The organism is Veillonella sp. T34266-5 (assembly GCF_002959815.1).
In the GTDB taxonomy this organism is placed as follows: Bacteria; Bacillota; Negativicutes; order Veillonellales; family Veillonellaceae; genus Veillonella; species Veillonella atypica.
This window is the reverse complement of record NZ_PPCZ01000016.1, coordinates 47,184-65,975: the sequence shown is the minus strand read 5'-3', so window position 1 is coordinate 65,975 and position 18,792 is coordinate 47,184. Positions and strand designations below refer to the sequence as shown.

Annotated in this window: 19 protein-coding genes and 5 tRNA genes; 1 reads left to right on the top strand and 23 read right to left on the bottom strand. The window is 37.9% G+C overall.

The window, feature by feature from the left end; translation table 11 throughout:
• The 9 genes from plsY to VIHSUH07_RS06155 all read right to left on the bottom strand — a co-directional run bounded on the left by plsY (window position 1) and on the right by VIHSUH07_RS06155 (window position 8,660).
• Window positions 1-606: a glycerol-3-phosphate 1-O-acyltransferase PlsY gene (gene plsY, locus VIHSUH07_RS06195; protein ID WP_105084331.1), complete on the bottom strand. Its 606-nt coding sequence runs from the start codon at window positions 604-606 to the stop codon at window positions 1-3.
• Between the two features lie 27 nt (window positions 607-633).
• Window positions 634-1,968 (bottom strand): ribosome biogenesis GTPase Der, encoded by a 1,335-nt coding sequence (der, locus tag VIHSUH07_RS06190; protein ID WP_005381310.1) that lies wholly within the window; start codon window positions 1,966-1,968, stop codon window positions 634-636.
• Window positions 1,969-2,083: 115 nt separating this feature from the next.
• Window positions 2,084-3,982, bottom strand: coding sequence for a bifunctional 4-hydroxy-3-methylbut-2-enyl diphosphate reductase/30S ribosomal protein S1 (locus VIHSUH07_RS06185; protein WP_105084294.1), 1,899 nt, complete (start codon window positions 3,980-3,982; stop codon window positions 2,084-2,086).
• Window positions 3,973-4,593 (bottom strand): lysophospholipid acyltransferase family protein, encoded by a 621-nt coding sequence (locus tag VIHSUH07_RS06180; RefSeq protein ID WP_105084293.1) that lies wholly within the window; start codon window positions 4,591-4,593, stop codon window positions 3,973-3,975. The genes VIHSUH07_RS06185 and VIHSUH07_RS06180 overlap by 10 nt, the downstream gene beginning before the upstream one ends.
• A 1-nt stretch (window position 4,594) precedes the next feature.
• The gene (cmk, locus tag VIHSUH07_RS06175; protein ID WP_105084292.1) at window positions 4,595-5,269 is read right to left on the bottom strand and encodes a (d)CMP kinase; all 675 of its coding nucleotides are present in this window, start codon (window positions 5,267-5,269) and stop codon (window positions 4,595-4,597) included.
• Window positions 5,270-5,338: 69 nt separating this feature from the next.
• Window positions 5,339-6,589, bottom strand: a complete 1,251-nt coding sequence (locus VIHSUH07_RS06170; RefSeq protein ID WP_105084291.1) for an NAD(P)/FAD-dependent oxidoreductase — start codon at window positions 6,587-6,589, stop codon at window positions 5,339-5,341.
• A complete protein-coding gene (locus VIHSUH07_RS06165; RefSeq protein WP_105084290.1) occupies window positions 6,586-7,311 on the bottom strand; it encodes a pseudouridine synthase in 726 nt (241 codons plus the stop codon). The genes VIHSUH07_RS06170 and VIHSUH07_RS06165 overlap by 4 nt, the downstream gene beginning before the upstream one ends.
• A gap of 13 nt (window positions 7,312-7,324) precedes the next feature.
• Window positions 7,325-7,909, bottom strand: a complete 585-nt coding sequence (gene scpB / locus VIHSUH07_RS06160; RefSeq protein ID WP_105084289.1) for an SMC-Scp complex subunit ScpB — start codon at window positions 7,907-7,909, stop codon at window positions 7,325-7,327.
• Between the two features lies 1 nt (window position 7,910).
• The gene (locus tag VIHSUH07_RS06155) at window positions 7,911-8,660 is read right to left on the bottom strand and encodes a segregation and condensation protein A (RefSeq protein ID WP_105084288.1); all 750 of its coding nucleotides are present in this window, start codon (window positions 8,658-8,660) and stop codon (window positions 7,911-7,913) included.
• 167 nt (window positions 8,661-8,827) lie between these two features.
• Here VIHSUH07_RS06155 and VIHSUH07_RS06150 point away from each other — a divergent pair, with 167 nt between their 5' ends.
• The gene (locus tag VIHSUH07_RS06150; protein WP_105084287.1) at window positions 8,828-10,660 is read left to right on the top strand and encodes a phosphoethanolamine transferase; all 1,833 of its coding nucleotides are present in this window, start codon (window positions 8,828-8,830) and stop codon (window positions 10,658-10,660) included.
• A gap of 38 nt (window positions 10,661-10,698) precedes the next feature.
• On the opposite strand, the gene VIHSUH07_RS06145 is transcribed toward VIHSUH07_RS06150, so the two are convergent.
• The 14 genes from VIHSUH07_RS06145 to nadD form a co-directional block, all read right to left on the bottom strand.
• Window positions 10,699-11,154 (bottom strand): DUF523 domain-containing protein, encoded by a 456-nt coding sequence (locus tag VIHSUH07_RS06145; RefSeq protein ID WP_105084286.1) that lies wholly within the window; start codon window positions 11,152-11,154, stop codon window positions 10,699-10,701.
• 68 nt (window positions 11,155-11,222) lie between these two features.
• Window positions 11,223-11,311 (bottom strand) — tRNA-Leu (locus VIHSUH07_RS06140).
• Between the two features lie 16 nt (window positions 11,312-11,327).
• Window positions 11,328-11,402, bottom strand: a tRNA-Cys gene (locus VIHSUH07_RS06135).
• A 12-nt stretch (window positions 11,403-11,414) separates the two neighbouring features.
• Window positions 11,415-11,489, bottom strand: a tRNA-Gly gene (locus tag VIHSUH07_RS06130).
• 7 nt (window positions 11,490-11,496) lie between these two features.
• Window positions 11,497-11,572 (bottom strand) — tRNA-Phe (locus tag VIHSUH07_RS06125).
• A 5-nt stretch (window positions 11,573-11,577) separates the two neighbouring features.
• A tRNA-Asp gene (locus VIHSUH07_RS06120) sits at window positions 11,578-11,653 on the bottom strand.
• Between the two features lie 50 nt (window positions 11,654-11,703).
• Complete coding sequence (locus VIHSUH07_RS06115; RefSeq protein ID WP_105084285.1) at window positions 11,704-12,300, bottom strand: MBL fold metallo-hydrolase; 597 nt, start codon at window positions 12,298-12,300, stop codon at window positions 11,704-11,706.
• Between the two features lie 46 nt (window positions 12,301-12,346).
• Window positions 12,347-13,834 (bottom strand): TrkH family potassium uptake protein, encoded by a 1,488-nt coding sequence (locus tag VIHSUH07_RS06110; RefSeq protein ID WP_105084284.1) that lies wholly within the window; start codon window positions 13,832-13,834, stop codon window positions 12,347-12,349.
• A gap of 7 nt (window positions 13,835-13,841) precedes the next feature.
• Complete coding sequence (gene trkA / locus VIHSUH07_RS06105; protein ID WP_105084283.1) at window positions 13,842-15,182, bottom strand: Trk system potassium transporter TrkA; 1,341 nt, start codon at window positions 15,180-15,182, stop codon at window positions 13,842-13,844.
• Window positions 15,183-15,185: 3 nt separating this feature from the next.
• Entirely contained in the window at window positions 15,186-16,079 is an 894-nt protein-coding gene (locus tag VIHSUH07_RS06100; protein WP_105084282.1) for a CvfB family protein, read from the bottom strand.
• A gap of 3 nt (window positions 16,080-16,082) precedes the next feature.
• Complete coding sequence (gene rsfS / locus VIHSUH07_RS06095) at window positions 16,083-16,445, bottom strand: ribosome silencing factor (protein WP_105084281.1); 363 nt, start codon at window positions 16,443-16,445, stop codon at window positions 16,083-16,085.
• An 11-nt stretch (window positions 16,446-16,456) separates the two neighbouring features.
• Window positions 16,457-17,581 carry an LCP family protein gene (locus tag VIHSUH07_RS06090; protein WP_105084280.1) on the bottom strand — a complete coding sequence of 375 codons (1,125 nt, stop codon included), beginning with the start codon at window positions 17,579-17,581 and terminating at the stop codon, window positions 16,457-16,459.
• Window positions 17,574-18,155 (bottom strand): bis(5'-nucleosyl)-tetraphosphatase (symmetrical) YqeK, encoded by a 582-nt coding sequence (gene yqeK, locus VIHSUH07_RS06085; protein ID WP_105084279.1) that lies wholly within the window; start codon window positions 18,153-18,155, stop codon window positions 17,574-17,576. The genes VIHSUH07_RS06090 and yqeK overlap by 8 nt, the downstream gene beginning before the upstream one ends.
• A gap of 6 nt (window positions 18,156-18,161) precedes the next feature.
• Window positions 18,162-18,776 carry a nicotinate-nucleotide adenylyltransferase gene (gene nadD / locus VIHSUH07_RS06080; RefSeq protein WP_105084278.1) on the bottom strand — a complete coding sequence of 205 codons (615 nt, stop codon included), beginning with the start codon at window positions 18,774-18,776 and terminating at the stop codon, window positions 18,162-18,164.
• Window positions 18,777-18,792: the final 16 nt, after the last annotated feature.

The window sequence follows — 18,792 nt, the reverse complement described above, 5'->3', positions numbered from 1 at the left end:
CTACTCTCCTTTTTTAACGCGTTCTACTTTTAATTCTTTACCGGCTAGTAAACGAGAAATATTTTCTCGATGACGTATGATGACAAACAATGCAGCTAGTGCACCAAATCCTACAAACCACCAGGACTCGCCCATTACATACATCAATACAGGAACAAGCGCAGCAGCTACAATAGAACCTAAAGAGACTAATTTAGTGAAATATACAATGACGCCCCAAATAGCAAAGCAAATAACTGCAACAATTGGAGATAATGCAATGAGTACCCCCAAACCAGTTGCAACACCACGGCCACCTTTAAAGCCAAGAAATACGGACCAATTGTGTCCAACCATGGCTAAAATGCCACCTAGAATCATGTACATGGGATTTAAATGGGAAAACAAAAATACCCCAATAGCACCCTTTAATGCATCACAGAAAAATACAGGAAGCGCTGCCTTTAAACCAATAACACGATATGTATTCGTAGCACCTATATTTTTTGATCCATATAGGCGGACATCTGTATTAAAAAATAATTTACCAATGATGAGTCCGCTAGGAATCGAACCGATTACATAGGCTAATAACGCATACCCTATAATAGGTATAAAATCATTCACAACTTTCACCCTTACCCTTTGTAATTATTACTCTTCATCTTCACGTTTTTTCCCGCGAAGAATTAATCGAATTGGAGTACCTTCGAAACCAAAACTTTCACGTAAACGATTTTCCAAGAAACGCATATACGAGAAATGAATTAATTCGGGTTCATTTACAAATAGGATAAATGTTGGAGGTTTAACACTGGCTTGTGTCATATAGTAAATTTTTGGAATTCTACCATTACGAGATGGAACCGGATTTACAGTTTGAGCATCTTGTAATAATTGATTCAATGTACCAGTAGAAACACGACGATATTGTTGTTCTGATACGAATTTAAGCATATCTGCTAAACGATGAATACGTTGTTTTGTCAATGCAGAAGCAAATAGAATCGGTGCAAATTGCAAGAATCCTAATTCATCATAAATATCTTCAGTGTATCTCAATGTAGTTTTATCATCTTTTTCTACAAGATCCCACTTATTAACTACAATGATAACGCCCTTGCCGGCTTCATACGCATAACCAGCAATTTTTTTATCTTGTTCTGTAACGCCATCAACGCCATCTAATACAAGTACAACAATATCAGAGCGATCAACGGAACGAAGAGAGCGAACAATGCTGTAACGTTCAACAGCTTCATCAATCTTGGATTTACGTCTCATCCCTGCCGTATCGATGAGAACGAATTTTTGATCACCATGTGTCCAATGCGTATCAATAGAATCACGAGTAGTGCCAGCTACATCGGAAACGATAACGCGATCTTGACCTAATAGTGCATTGGTCAATGATGATTTACCTACATTAGGACGACCAATGATAGCCACATGAATGGTGTCTTCTTCATCTACATTAGTTCCTACAGGTGGGAAATGTTTAACCGTATCATCTAATAAATCACCTAGATTCATTAAATTCTTTGCAGAAATACCAATTGGATCACCAAGTCCCAAATTATAAAACTCATAAATATTAGGTTCTTGATTTACACTGTCAATTTTATTCACTACAAGGACTACTGGTTTTCCACTAGTACGTAAAATATTGGCCACTTCTTCATCAGCCGGTACAATACCTTGCTTGCCATCAACCACAAAAAGGATTACATCAGCTTCTTCAATAGCAAGTTCAGCTTGTAAACGCATCATTTTAGGAATGACATGACTATTCTCTGTTACGAACTCGATACCACCTGTATCAATCATTGTAAACTCACGATTAAGCCATTCTGCATCAAAGTATATTCTATCTCGTGTAACGCCAGGTATATCCTCGACGATAGAAATTCGTTTATTAACAATGGCATTAAATAATGTAGATTTACCTACATTTGGACGACCAACTACGGCCACTAATGGTTTTGCCATACTTTCACCTCTTTTATTATCTATATACATCACTTCATTTTATCATATTAAAGGGAATGTACGCAAAAAGGCTAATCAAGGAAAACCTTGATTAGCCTCATTAAAAGATTCTGAATTATTCAGCGTCTTCTTCTGTTTCTTTTGCTTCCATCAACTCAGTCAAAGCCAAGCCCAATTTCTTTTCATCTTTGTTAAGAGAAATGATTTTAACTTCAACTTCTTGACCACGGTTCAAGTAATCTTCAACTTTCGCATTACGTTGTTTTGTAATTTGAGAAATGTGAAGTAAACCTTGAATATCATCGTTAACAGCTACAAATGCACCGTAAGCTACCAAACGAACAACTTTACCAGTGATTACATCACCAACGTGTAAAGTTTCTTCAGCAACATCCCATGGGCTCTTAGTTAAAGCTTTTAAGGACAAGGATAATTTGTTGCTTTCAGGGTCGAAGGATTGCAATTTAACTTCGATTTCTTGGCCAACGGAAAGAACATCTTCCACTTTTTTAATTTTTTGCCAAGAAATGTCGGAAATATGAAGTAAACCTTCAATACCACCGATATCTACGAATGCACCATAAGGCATGATTTTACGAACGATACCTTTATAGTTTTCACCAACGTTGATATTTTTCAATGCTTCAGCTAATTTTGCTTGACGTTCCACTTCAAGTACTGCACGGCGGGAAAGAACCAAACGGTTTTTCTTTTCGTCGATTTCAAGAACTTTTGCTTCGAATTCAGTACCAACCAAGTTGTCCAAAGATTTTACGAAATGCACATCACCTTGGGACAATGGAATGAAACCACGAAGGGATTTTACTGTTACCACCAAGCCAGCTGGGATAGCATCGATACCTTTACATACGATAGGTTCGTCTTTTTCTTGAGCTTCGATAACATATTGCCAATCTTCATCTTTAGCCAAACGAGTCATGGAAAGATAAATAGGATTATCTTCTTTGATGTGGTTCATGATAACTGCTTTAATTTCATCACCATTTTTCAACACATCTTTGGCAGAGTTTGGTGCTGGATAAGAAATTTCAGTTCTATTCAAAATTGCTTCAGTTTTGTAGCCAAAAGATACCCATGCGCGTTCATCTTCAACTTGTACTACTTGACCTTCTACAACGTTTCCTTTCTTAAATTCTTCTTGACCTTCTGCTGCTAATAATTCTGCAAAATCTTTCATTGTCTCAATGACCTCCTTAATAATCCAGTCGGGAGTCGATGCTCCTGCTGTTACTCCTACCGTCTGTACTCGGTTAAACCATTCCAGTTGTAATTCAGTAGAAGTTTCAATGTGATATGTTGTACATCCAACGTCTCGACAAACCTCTGCCAATCGGTTCGTATTGCCGCTGTTCTTACCACCTATCACAATCATAAGATCTACGTTACGAGCTAATTCAACGGCAGAATTCTGACGTTCCTGAGTTGCATTGCATATCGTTTTGAAAATCTTAAGATTTTTAGATTTTTTCTCTAATATCTCTATTATACTGTTAAATTTGAATTGTGAAAAGGTAGTTTGAACAACTACGCCCATTTTTTCAACAACTTGTAGATTTTTAGCGGAATCTTCATCTTCAATGATTATTCCCTTGTTATTCGCCCATAAATTGATACTTTTGACCTCAGGATGGTTTTTTTCACCTAATATAACTAGTGTCATGCCATCTTCAATAACAGATTTAGCATCTTGTTGAGCTTTTTTCACATGTGGGCATGTAGCATCTACAATGGCTAGACCTTTTTCTTCAGCCTCTTCATAAATGGCAGGTCCTACACCATGAGAACGAATAATCATTGTGCCCTCATCGATATCAGATACTTCTTGGATGGGGCTAACCCCTTTACTTTCAAGACGACCCACGACTTGGGGATTATGAATGATAGGACCTAATGTATAGCTTTTCCCCTTACCATTGGCAGCTTCGTTGGCCATTTCAACGGCACGTTTTACACCATAACAAAAGCCATGGTTTTCGGCCAAAATTATTTCCATAATGTCTCCTCTATACGATTCTCATGATAGGAATCAATCATCCGTTGTATTTCTGCTTTAACCGTATCGTTAACCGCCTTAATGGCTTCTGGCGTAGGCTTAGCTTTGCTTACTGGCACCTGTTTACCGATAATACAAGCCACATGATTTCTCTTCATATTATGAGAACCAATAATAGCTACAGGTGTAATACCAATGCCTGTACGTAAGGCAATTGATGCTGCTCCATCATGAAAGCGTCCAAGTTTGCCATTCTTTTGACGATTGCCTTCTGCAAAAATCCCTAAAACTTTATTATTCTTTAATAGTCCTAACGCATGTCTAATTGCTATTTTATCTATGGCACCACGATTTAAAGGGAATGCTCCAAGCCAGGTACAAAAAAATCGAGAAATAGGATTTACAAATAATTCCTGTTTCGCCATAAAGTGTACATGTCTTGGCAATGCATAGCCACAAATAGGTGGATCATTATTGCTCAAATGATTTGGTACCACAATAACCGGGCCTTCCATAGGGAAATTATCGCGACCATATACCTTTAATCCATAGCCAACCTTATAACGCAACCAAAAGGCTGTGCGCCAAAGCCATGTAGAAAATTTGTTCATCTTAGATTCGCTCCTGTACTAGATGTAATATATGTTCCACAGTTTCATCAAATGTCATATTGCTTGAATCGACCAACACAGCATCTTCTACCTGAATCAATGGTGATTCTTTGCGATTCTTATCCATATCATCACGTTGCATAACGCTATCTTTAATATCTTCTAGCGTTTGCTCATTAGATGTACCTTTTACCTCTAAATAACGACGCATAGCACGAGCTTCAACTGAAGCTGTTAAGTAAATTTTTAGTTCTGCATCGGGTAATACAACAGAGCCAATATCGCGACCATCGAGTATAACCCCACCTGCTTCAGCCATAAGACGTTGTCGTTCAACTAAGTATTGACGTACCCCTTTATATGAAGCCACTATAGAAACCGCATTATTCACTTGTGGCGTTCTGATATAATCAGTTACATCTTGACCAGCAATATAAACCTTACATGAATCATCACTAGCCTCCATAGTAAGATCTAATTCTGGCAATAATGCTTCTACGGCCTTTTGATTATGTACATCAATATGATTATGCAGTACAGCCCATGTAACAGAACGATACATAGCACCTGTATCAATGTATAGATAACCTAATTTCTTTGCCACTATTTTAGAAATAGAAGATTTACCAGCCCCTGCTGGGCCATCTACGGCGACGGCAATTTTATGTGTATTCATAATTCCCTGTATCACTTTCATAAATTATATCAAATATACTATTCAATCATGCAGCGTTAAACATCCTCATTAAAACGCTTCAGGGTGAGTTATATGCATAGCTGCTACATATCCTGTGGAAAAAGCGGCTTGTAAATTATATCCACCTGTAAAGGCATCAATATCCAAGACTTCACCAGCACCATATAAGCCTTTCACCAACTTGGATTCCATTGTTTTAGGATTAAATTCTTTTAAAGAAATACCACCAGCTGTTACTATTGCCTCTTCTACAGGGCGCAAACCCTTCACTGTCAGAGGCATGTGTTGCAACATATAACCAATTTGTTGGCGTTCTTCTTTTGAAATCTGATTGATTGGTTTTTGCGGATCAATACCGGCTAACTCAATAATTAATGGTATCAATCGACTCGGTAACAAATCTTTCATACCGTTAATCAATTGTTTTTTAGAGTATAAATCAAAATCTTTTTGTAATCGTTTATCTAATGTCTCTGGCGATAATGCAGGTTTTAAATTGATATCTAAACCTATGGTACCAATATTTTTCTTACGCATTAACTTACCCACTGTATGACTGAGTGATAAGACAATTGGACCAGTAATGCCAAAATGAGTAAACATCATTTCCCCAAACATCGTGGCTTGTACCTTATTTTTAGCGATTACAGACAATTCAACATTCCGCAAGCTAAGCCCCATCAGGTCTTTCACCCATGATTCTTCGGTCACAATTGGTACCAAGGATGGACGGATATCGGTAATCGTATGCCCAACTTGTGAGGCCAAAACATATCCATCACCAGTAGAACCTGTAGCCGGATACGATTTACCTCCCGTAGCAATAACCACGGCATCGGCGTGATAGGTTTCTTTATCTGTCACAACGCCAATAACAGTACCGTCATCAACCAAAATTTTCTTAACCGGTTCCTCAAGATGAACATCTACACCGTAATGTTTCATAAGCTTCATAAAGGTATTTCGTACATCCAACGCAGAATCTGAAGCTGGAAATACGCGGCCGCCTCGCTCTACCTTGGTCTCTAAGCCAGCATCATGTAATAACTGCAACAAATCTTCGTTTGTAAAACGCTCATAAGCACCATATAAAAACTTACCATTACCAGGAGTGTTCTTTATAAATTCAGACATATCACAAGCATTCGTAATATTACAACGACCCTTGCCTGTAATCCCCATCTTCTTTCCTACATAGTTCATTTTCTCTAGAAGCGTTACCTTCGCTCCTTCTCGTCCTGCGATGACAGCAGCCATTAATCCCGCTGCACCACCTCCGATAACTACGACGCGCTTCATTTAGAGGCTCCTAGCGCTTTAAGAGCACTTACTTCACGTTGTGTCAATTGACGAACACCACCGCGCTTAACGCCACTTAAGGTTAATCCACCATAAGCAATACGTTTTAAATTATGAATTCGATAGCCAAAGTGTTCAAACATACGACGCACTTGTCGATTACGACCTTCATGAATGGTAATTTCCACTTCATGAACTCCATTGTGATCATCAAAGCCCAAATCCACAAGTGTAGCAGGTGAAGTCACACCATCTTCAAGAGGTACGCCATCTGCGATAACCTGTAAATCAGAATCATTCACACGCCCCTTAATACGAACTTCATATGTTTTTTCAACGCCCTTAGATGGATGTGTAAGGTTTTGAGCTAATTCTCCATCATTTGTTAACAGTAATAAGCCTTCTGTATGTAAATCAAGACGTCCAATTGGATAAATGCGACGTTTTTCATTTTTAATATAATCCATTACAGTTTCCCGTCCTTGTGGATCTGTAACAGATGTAATAACACCTTTCGGTTTATTCATTAAATAATATACAGGTTTCTCAACAGCTAATAACTGACCATCTACCATGACCTTATCTTTCATAGGGTCTACCTTGACACCTAGCTCTGTCACCTTGCGGCCATTAACACGTACCTTACCAGCTGCAATCAATTCTTCCGCCTTGCGACGAGATGCCACACCACAGCTGGCAATAAATTTTTGTAATCGTTCCATTATATATCCTCTTCTATGTATTTTCTAATCCATTTTGATTAGAAGAAGTTGTTACTTCTTCATTTTCTACAACATCTACCGGTACACTCGTTACATCAGCCTCGGCAGTATCTAATTCTTTATGTAAATCATCAATGGATGTAACACCAGTACTTCGCAAAAACTCATCGGTGGTACCATACAAAATAGGGCGTCCCACCGTATCCTTATGTCCTAATTCAGCAATCAATGCTCGAGACAATAATTGTTTAATTACCTTATCACTATTAACACCGCGTACCTCTTCAATTTCGGCTTTTGTGATCGGTTGTTTATATGCAATAACCGCTAGTGTTTCCATAGCTGCATTAGATAATTTATCTTCTTTTCTTCGTATATGCCCAATATAAGGGGCCGCTTCTGGTGCACTGACCAACTCAATACCAGCTGCTGAAACGCGTACACGGATACCACGTTTATGAGATTCTAATTCAGATGATAATGCATCCACATATTCCAAGGCGTCTTGTTTTGAAAGTCCAAAAATATCTTGTATAACATCTATAGAAATAGGTTTGGCCGCAGAAAATAGTACCGCTTCTAGATCTGATACGCCCATGCTATTCCTCCTCTACCTCTTCATCATTGTGTAATCCCATGACAGGTGCTGTGAAAATTATGTCATCATTTTCATAAAACATAGCCAATTCCTGTTGTTTTAATAATTCTAGTACGGCCATAAAGATCGTTACCATACCACTCTTAGTTTCAATAGCAACAAGCAATTCGCGAAAAGCTAATCGCTCTCCACGGCGAGCACGACTAGCCAAGGAGACAATCATGTCCTCTAAGCTATATGCATCTTTTTCTACCGTTACTTGACGAACTGTCTCTTCTGATTCTGTTTCATTACGCTTATGTAAAACAGAATAAAATATATCATATAGTTTAGATAATTCTAAATTATAAAAACTATCTAATCCTAATACACTCGTTTCTTCAGGACGGCTAAAAACATTTGATTCAATAGATGCTTTTTCCATTAAGATTTGAGTAAAATCTTTTATCTTTTTAAACTCTACTAACTTAGCCACTAATTCATCTCGTGGATCTTCGCTTTCATCGGGTTCAGGTTCAACCTTAGGTAATAGCATACGGGACTTAATTTGTAATAATGTAGATGCCATTACAAGGAATTCACTACTATAATGGATATCAAAATGATTCCAATTATCTAGATATTCTAAATATTGGCTAGTGATTTCAACAATTGGGATATCCGTAATTTCAATCTTATGTTTTTCAATTAAATGTAAGAGTAAATCGAGCGGGCCCTCGAATACATCCAATTTATAATTATAGTCCCCCATGAATCCCCATTCCTTAACGATACTACTTCATAACTATATAATTATATCCTAAATTAAAGATTTCTTCTACGTACAGCATATATAATTGTATTTTTTAGTATTCTTTGTTATCTTATAATGTGAAGAAAAATATATATTGTTGTAAGCTCCTTTAGAAAGGATACATTATGTTATCATCAATGAAATCATTGATTCGAAATCCTATTTTGCGTTTTGGCATTATAGGCATAGTGCTCTACATTGCACTATTTTTTATTTATGAACCAGTTACATTAGGTCTAGATGTTGAGGATATTACAATCCTTGCGGTACCGACCATGGTCGGAATGTTCTTATTCCAGTACTTTATGAGCTGTACCGTGTTCCATCGTGCATTTCTAGGCTATGGTCTGGTTGGTCTACTTTGGGGACTCACATTCCCGCTATTATTTCACTGGTCCTATGTTAAGCCCCTTTACTTCTATGAGTTTGCCAACGATTTTTTATTTGGTTTACTCTTATTTATGGGACTATCCGGCATTCAATATTTGGTAACACAAACGGGACGGCTGCAGAAATTAACATCTGCTATACTGGCATTATTCTCATCGGTCCTTAGTCTCATCCCATTATTACAAATCGGTTATTATATGACCACTTGGCACTGCTTAACACCAGCAAGTCTATTAGCAGTATATATGACAAATCCAGAAGAAGCCTTCGGATTCTTAAAGAATGCTGCTGGTATACCCGGTCTTATCGCCATCGTCATAGGCTTAATATTATGGACACTCTTCCTATATTGGTGCAACCTAGGAATGAAACGAGTTGTCGATTTTAACACAACTCGTCCTTTACGATTAGGCGTACTCATCGCGTCCATGGTAGCATTTATCGTTTATGTACCATTCTTCTTATTTCCTCAAACATGCATCGTAGCCAATTGGACAGCTGCAGGTAATTATGTTAAAGAAATGCAACAGTACAACGATAATCACCACCTTGTTTTTGATTCATTCAATTTGGACTCAAAGGATACAACACCTACTAAAACACCTGGAACTATCATTCTCGTTATCGGCGAATCCAGTTCCCGTGATTACATGAAGGTCTATAATCCAAAATTCCAATACGATGACACACCTTGGCAAGAGGATATGCGAGATCACAATAAAGATTTTATCTTCTTTAATCATGCATACTCTTCTTATGTACAAACGGTGCCAACCTTAGAACGCGCCCTTTCGGAGCGCAACCAATACGATGACCGTCCATTCCTAGATTCTGCTAACATTTTAGATGTAGCCAAAAAAGCAGGCTATACAACATCTTGGTTTAGTAACCAAGGCGTATTTGGCGAATATGATACAGCTATTTCCTTGATGGCTAAAACGGCGGATACTACGAAATGGGCTCATGAATCCTATGGTTTTTCTGATTTATACGATGAAGCATTATTGCCACTATTAAAAACGGTTGATCCAAGTAAAAACAATTTTATCGTAATTCATATTATGGGTAGCCACATTTATTACAATGATAGATATCCTCATGAATTCAGTAAATGGAAAAAAGGCCCTAATCCAGAAGGTATTGAGGCCTATGCAAATAGTCAACTCTACACAGATTGGTTGTTACAACAAATTTATACATATGGTAAAGATAATCTAAATCTTCAAGCTATGGTATATTTTTCTGACCATGGTGAAAGCGTAGATAAATCTCACAACCCAGATACATTTGATTTTGTGATGACACACATTCCATTCTGGATGTACTTATCACCTCAATATCGAGCTGCATACCCTCAAACAGTATCAGCTTTAGATAGTCATGAACATCAATATTTCACCAATGATTTATTGTACGATACATTAGTTGGTCTCATGCATGCACCAAATAGTCGTTACGATAAAACGAGAGACTTTAGTAATAGCGCTTATCGATTTAATCTACATAATCTCACAACGCTATTAGGCGAACAACCATTGACTAATGACCCTGTAAATGCAGGACAATAAGATATCCTATTACAACAATAGCGACGATTGAATTTATATCAATCGTCGCTATTTTGCGTTATAAGGGCTACTACATTCTTTTCTGTATAAATCTGTATATCGTGTTGTAATAAGAGCTCTGACGTGACACCAACCCCTTTTACGAGGGTTCTCGTAAATGTACCATCATATAGTTCACCATATCCACAGCTAGGGCTTTTGGCTTTTAATAAAGCACACCGGCAATTCTTCTCTATAGCAATTGCTAAGGCTAATGTTGCACCGCGTTTAAATTGTTCCGTCACATCGGTACCATTCTTTGTTTGTACTCGATTACCTACGCGTTCTGCTGGACATCTGGGCGTTAACAGCCCTCCTAGTACCTCCGGACATACCGGAACAAGGTTATAGACGTTCTTAAGCTCTTCTAAGCAATCTATTCGATTATGGTCACCATCATAGCGACAACAAACACCGCAAAGGCATTCACTAATTAATAGATTCGGTTTACTCACGTTATATACCTACTCGTAAATACAATTAAAATTATATACAAAAAAAGACTAACCGAAGTTAGTCTTAATGGTGCCGAGGACCGGAATCGAACCGGTACGGTTATTTCTAACCGACGGATTTTAAGTCCGTTGCGTCTGCCTGTTCCGCCACCCCGGCATGGGTAACGATTTTGTGGAGGCGGCACCCAGAATCGAACTGGGGAATAAAGGTTTTGCAGACCTCTGCCTTACCGCTTGGCTATGCCGCCATATAAAGTTAGTGGAGCGGGAAACGAGATTCGAACTCGCGACCCCCGCCTTGGCAAGGCGGTGCTCTACCGCTGAGCTATTCCCGCATGTACATGGTGCCTCAGGACAGAATCGAACTGTCGACACACGGATTTTCAGTCCGTTGCTCTACCGACTGAGCTACCGAGGCATGAATGGCGACCCCGATCAGATTTGAACTGACGATCTTCGCCGTGACAGGGCGACATGTTAACCGCTACACCACGGGGCCGTATCCAAAGTACTTGCTTAGTATATCGGTTATCAGAGTTTTTGTCAACACTATATGTGTAAATTCTTGATGAAGTTTTTTTCATCTCCCAAAATAGTGCTCTCCCTATGTCCAGGTTCTACTAATAATGCATCATCTAGCTCCAGTATTTTACATAAGCTTTTATGTAAATCTTCAGCATCGCCATTATAATTATCGCTATTTCCAACATTTTGTTTAAAAATAGTATCACCTGTAAATAGATGGCCTTCTATTTCAAAACATACGGAACCTGCGCTATGCCCTGGTGTATGATACACCCGTATATGAAATGGTCCGATATTTAGTATGCCTTCTTGCAAGGGAATACATTGAGTAAACATCTTTTTCTTATATACACTTGGGCGCCGGCGAATCAATTGTAATAATTCATGATCCCCCTCATGTAAATACGCAGGAATATTGTAGTACTCACAAATTTCATCGAGTGACGAAACATGATCACAATGACCATGAGTTAATAAAACGGCAAGCGGTGTAGAGTCCCCTACCATCTCAATTATATGCTTACTATGAAATCCTGGATCAATTATGAGAGATTGATTGTCTTCTTTTAATACATAGCAGTTTGCCTTATATAATCCTAATGGACGTTTTATTATTTCCATTATACAATCCCTTCCCCCATAATACATCCAGTATACATATAAGCTTCTACAAAATTCTATATCGTTTTGTAGTATCTTTTTTTATAAAATATCCTTCCCAGAACTGTGGATGAAGCATAACTAGAATCGTAAATAACTCCAAACGACCTAATAGCATATCCACAATAGCCACACCTTTTGCACCTAAAGGTAATAATGCAAAGGAATCAGTTGGGCCATAACTGCCAAATGCTAAACCTACATTACTTTGGAATGCAGTTACTATTTGTAGTGCATCACCTGTAGACAGACCAAAACATGTCATAAGAAATACGGATATAACATAAATCATTAAATATAGAAATATAAATTGTTGCGTCATACGCACCCACTTTTCTGGCAATGGTTTTCCATTGATTCGTACCACTTGAACCATATCAGGGTGTATAGCTTTTCTCAAATATATGATACTACTTTTAATTAGTATAATAAGACGGATAATCTTAACGCCACCAGTTGTAGATCCACTACAGCCACCAAAAAAGCTGGATATAAATAACATCATTTGAGCCGCAGCAGGCCATAAATCGTAATCAGATACGGCAAAACCACTACCCGTTTGTATTGATACTAAGGTAAAGGCTGAATCTTGAAAAGCTTGTCCTATATCCATAGAATTAGATTGAAAATATAAGGATATAAAGGTAATAAGAATACCAATAGCTAATACCAGCCAATACATACGCGTTTCAAAATCAGAGAATAACGCTGAGAATCCTTTTTGAACTACATTATAATATACGGCAAAATTACCGCCTGCAATGACCATAAACAAGATAAATACAACACATATATATGTATTTTGACTATATAAAAAAGTACCTGCAGTAGTCGGCGTCAATCCACCAGTCGCAATAATAGAAAATGCATAATTCAACGCATCAAAAGGATCTATACCACCTAAGCAGAGCATGATAAAACAGATGATGGTAAATATTACGTACAATGTCCATAATTTTGATGCTATAGATTGTATCCGTGGTAACACTACACCTGGTTTTGGTACAGATGCTTCAGCATTAAAAAAATGAGCAGCATCAGCACCGAGATTTCGTAAGAACGATAGAATCAACACAATGATTCCCATACCGCCAATCCAGTGCATCAATCCACGCCAAAGGATGAATGTCTTTGGTATGCTATCTACATCAGCAATAACTGTAGCACCTGTTGCCGTAATACCTGACATAGATTCAAATAGAGCGTCCATCGGATTAACTAATACACCAGATATGATAAAAGGAATAGCCCCCAATAACACTGTGAATATCCATGTGGAACTGACTACTAAAAAGCCATCTCTCAAGCTAAAGGTTTTACTACTATGCCCACCAAGTACTAGTAGAGCACCGAGCAATATGGATAATATAGCGGTAACACCAAAGGACCAATATGCAGTTTCAAATAGAATACTATATATAAATGGTATAACAAGAAAAGCTCCAAAAATATAGAGCAATTTCCCTACCAAGGACATAACAATCTGTATACGCATATAACCCCTACGTTAAATAATTTAATAATTTAGTAACAGATTCAGGCAATGAAAATAGTACAATATGATCACCTACTAACAGCTCTGTATTACCACGCGGAACAATCGCTTCATCATCGCGAAGTATGACACCAACTAGGGCTTTACCAGGGAGGCGGATATCTTTAAGTTGTTTACCGGCTACTGGAGATTGTTCGGTAATAATAATCTCTATGGATTCAGCCTTACCACCTTCAAAAGTAGATATAGAGACAACACCTTCACCACTGCGAACAAATCGTAGTATTTGCCCTGCCGTCATCAATCGTGGTGAAAATACAATATCTATACCGACTTGTTCCATGAGCATAATATATTCAGGTCGTCCCACACGAACAACGGTTTTAGGTATGCCCATATGTTTACCTACCAAGGCAACTAACAGGTTTAATTTATCATCATCAGTTAAAACGATAATAACATCATTATCAGCTACTTCTTCGGCTTCTAGTAAATCAAAATCAGTACCATCTCCATTAATGACAATGGCTTTATCCACTTGTGCTGCCAAGGCTTCACAACGCTCAATATCCTTCTCAATAACCTTAACAGTAAACCCGGCTTTTTCCAATAAGATAGCCAAGTTGCGACCTAATAAACCAGCCCCAACAATAACGGCCCGTTTATGGAAGGTTGCATGATTCGAAAACCATGCTTGTTCTACTTCATTAATACCATCTTTTAAACCTAAAAAGAAAACACTGTCATTTGGTAATAATATACTTTCACCATGAGGTATAATCATTTCACCTAATCGTAAAATGCCAACCAATAACACACCTTCTGGAAAAGTTAACTCTTTTAAAGGTTTATTTACGAGCGGAAATGTATTATTAATTTTAAATTCCATTAAACGTACAGCGCCTTGACCAAATTCTTCTACATCAAGGGCAGAAGGCGTTTCAATAATATGAAGTAATTCTTGCGCCGTAACCATTTCTGGATTAATAAATAAATCAACACCTAATCGTTCTTTCATATGATCGTCCATATGATCAACGATATTTGTATCCCTTACACGTGCTACAGTAGATGGAACACCTGCTATTTTAGCTACCGCACAAGATAACATATTGACTTCATCTGAATCGGTAACTGAGATAAACATCCCCACATCAGATAAGTCAATTTCATTCAACAACTGAATGTCGCTACCATTACCGCACACTAAACTAACATCCAATGTATTTTCAAGATTATGGATACGCTCCTGCGAACGGTCAATAAGATATACGTCATGATCATCTTGCACCAGTCTTTCACACAAGGAATACCCAACCTTACCAGCACCTACTACAATAATCTTCATGATTTAGTCCTCTTGTGAATTGGGAGTCCATTGTTTACCGGATTCTGTCAACAATGTCCATCCATCTTCTTGTACTACAAGGCGGGATTTCATTAAATGACCTAGAGCTCGTTTAAAAGCAGCCTTACTGATATTAAACTTATCCTTAATCAACATGGCTGATGACTCATCACTATAAGGCATTTTACCGCCTCGTTGTAAAAGATATTCCATAATAATATGACCATCAGAAATTAATGCTTTTTCTTTGATAGGACGCATTGACACATTAATACGACCATCTTCGCGTTTAAACGTAACACGGGCCTCTACCATTTCCCCAACATTTAACTTTCTTGTCATTTCTGATCGATGTAAAAAAGCAATCCATCGTTCAGGGGTAATAAAGAAGGCTCCATCACTAGTCAAATTATAAATGGCACCACTTACTTGTTGACCTACAACAGCATCGGTAGCCGCTTTAGAAGCACGGCGCATTTCATCATCAACGTCCATGGAAACTGCCATACGACCAGATTTATCGGTATACAGTTTCACCCATACCTTTTCCCCTACTTGAGGTCTACCACGCATTTCAGCATGAGGCATAAAAATCCCCCGCTCTGTACCAACCTCAACGAAACAACCAAAATTGGTAACATTAATAACCTCAACATAACCAATTTGACCGACCTTCATAGCAGGCAATCGCATGGAGGCAGTCAAACGGCCCTTAGGGTCTCGATATAAAAATACCTCTACCTCATCACCGATAGCAACCGGCGAAGTTTGTTGATCCTTATGGAGCAAAATGTCATCATTTGTATTTCCCGTTTGACCATCAAGGAAAGCGCCATGATCACTAGTGCGTAGAACGCGCAGTGTAGCAATGGTATTTTCCAGTAATTCGCTAGCCATAGATTATTCTCCTTCAAAAGGAACACGTCCAGCATCGTTCCATAAGGCTTCAAGTCCATAAAATTCACGAATTTCATCGTTACCAAATACATGGCAAATGATATCACCAAAGTCCAACAATACCCATTCACCTTCGCGATATCCTTCACGGTGAAGAACTGTCATGCCTTGTTCTGCTGCTTTATCTTCAATTTCATCTGCAATACTTTGAGATTGTTTAATATTATTGGCGCTTACAATCATAAAATAATCACCTAACATGGAAACACCTTCTAAATCAAGGATTTCAATATCATGACCTTTTTTATCATAAGCTGCTTGTGCAAGTGCTAATACATGTTGTTTAATTTCTTCTTTTTGTTTCATTGTATCTCCTATTATTCTTTCTTTTCTGGTTCCGAACCTGGTTCTGATGGTTTTACACGTGTACTTTGTTCTGATTCTACAGCAACAGGCGCCTTTTTCGTTTCAGGTGTAGAAACAAATTGACTTAAATCTTCAGGGGCCAATGTTCCCATCGTTATTCCCACTAAACGTTGAGCTTCGGTTGGATTAACATGCCAATACACAACATCATTAATTTTTTCTTTTTCACCAGGCAATATATAAAAATGAATATGGTCCTTTTCCATTTGTCCAATGGAACGCATTAATTTAATGGCATCCCAAGTGGATATATTACTTTCATAATGGCTCCATAAACGCCAAATATGCCAAGCTTTAGTAATAAACCATGTATCTTGTTCACGATCAACCCATAATTTCAAGAATCGTTCTTGTCGTTGTACGCGTCCAAAATTATCGTTATTTTCATCTGTATAGCGTAAATATGCTAATGCATTGTCACTATCTAAATTTTGATAGCCTCTTCGTAAATCTATATCTTTGCTACCTGTTTCAGCATCAACATGTTCCATATTCTTTTCTACATAAAACTGCTGACTACCCAAAACATCACTTGTTTTTTTGAAAGCTGTCTCATCTACGACAACATAGTAAGGTATACTGATATGGAATATATCCTCTACAACTGCTTTTGTTAATTCAATATTCCCTTCTGCATACATTTGATTTAACATAGAAGCAGATTTTTGATCTCTGCTTTCAATCTTACTATTGCTAGGAATACCAATAATATCCATCGTGTTGGTATTCATATTGATAGACATGAGGAATAATGAATCAGCTTGACTCGGATTATTTTTATCTCGCCCTACAATTAATACATACACAGGCTTATCCAATGCCTTCTGTTCTACATTAAGTGTATCAGTATGTTTAGGTTCACTGGATTCTTCTATTTCACTTGCCGTATCGGTTTGCGTTACCCGATGATATACATAGCTAATTCCACTATACATGCCCCAGCCTATACCACAAATAACAGTGAGTGCTAACACGAATGCAATGATTAAACGGCCCCACTGTAGCTTATTTTTTTTCATTTGACGTTCTCGACGTCTTCTACGACGACGGGCTCGCGCCTTTTCAAGCTCATCCATTGTAGGCACCTCCTTTTTTCATGTGCTGTATAAGATCATTACGGCTAATTATTGTAAGAGGATAAATAGTATCACCACTATCAATTAAATGTCGAATTGTCGTATCAAATCCACATAACACCCCAGTATCAAGGGACTGTTCTGCAGCAGCACGAATATCATTTACGCCAGGAAAATTGCGATTAGGCTCAATATAATCGGCTAAAAATATAACTTTATCCAACTTTGACATTCCCACTTTACCAGTTGTATGAACACGTATAGCCTCCAATACATCCCGGTTAGTAATACCATATTGAGTATTCGCTAATACCATGCCTGCTAAACCATGTAATAACGCACCGCTATGCAACATATCGACATCACAAGACAAATCTGCAACTACATCTTGCATTTCTAATAGAGGTAATTCTTTAGCACAATCATGTAATAATGCCGCTAACCGAGCATCTTCTACATTAGCCCCATATTTTTTTGCTAAATAAACAGCGGACTCTACAACACCTAAAGTGTGTATAAAACGCTTTTTACTTAATTTATTAGATAAGTCGGTTTCAATTTGTTGTATATCCACCTTTAATTATTCCTTCCGATAAATATCATATTTTTCAATATATTGAACTACACATTTAGGTAACATATATCTGACCGTCAAACCATGACGCAGTCGGTCTCGTAAATAAGTAGCAGATAATTTCATTTCTGGTACATTCATTAAATGGATTCTATCCTTAGCTTTGGAACCTAATAACTCTAATGTTGTATCAACAACTTGAGAGCCATCAGGCCTCATAGCACCAATAAAATGACAATGCTCTAATAATTCATCAATAAATTTCCAATTAGGTAAATCTCGTATTGTATCTGTGCCAGCTATAAAGTAAAAGGAAACAGAATCTCCGTATATTTTTTTGAAATGATGAATGGTATCAATTGTATATGAAGGCCCTTCACGACGCATTTCCACATCGGATATTTCAAAGTACGGGTTATCTGCTACCGCTGCAGCTGTCATGGCATACCGATGCTTAGCATCAATAACATCATTATGTTTATGAGGAGGTATTCTAGCGGGAACAAATATGACCTTTTCTAAATGAAAGCTTTCTCTTGCTACCTCTGCAATCATTAGATGTCCTAAGTGGATGGGGTTAAAAGTTCCACCAATAATACCAATCCGTCTTTTCTCTACCATATATAAGTCACACCCT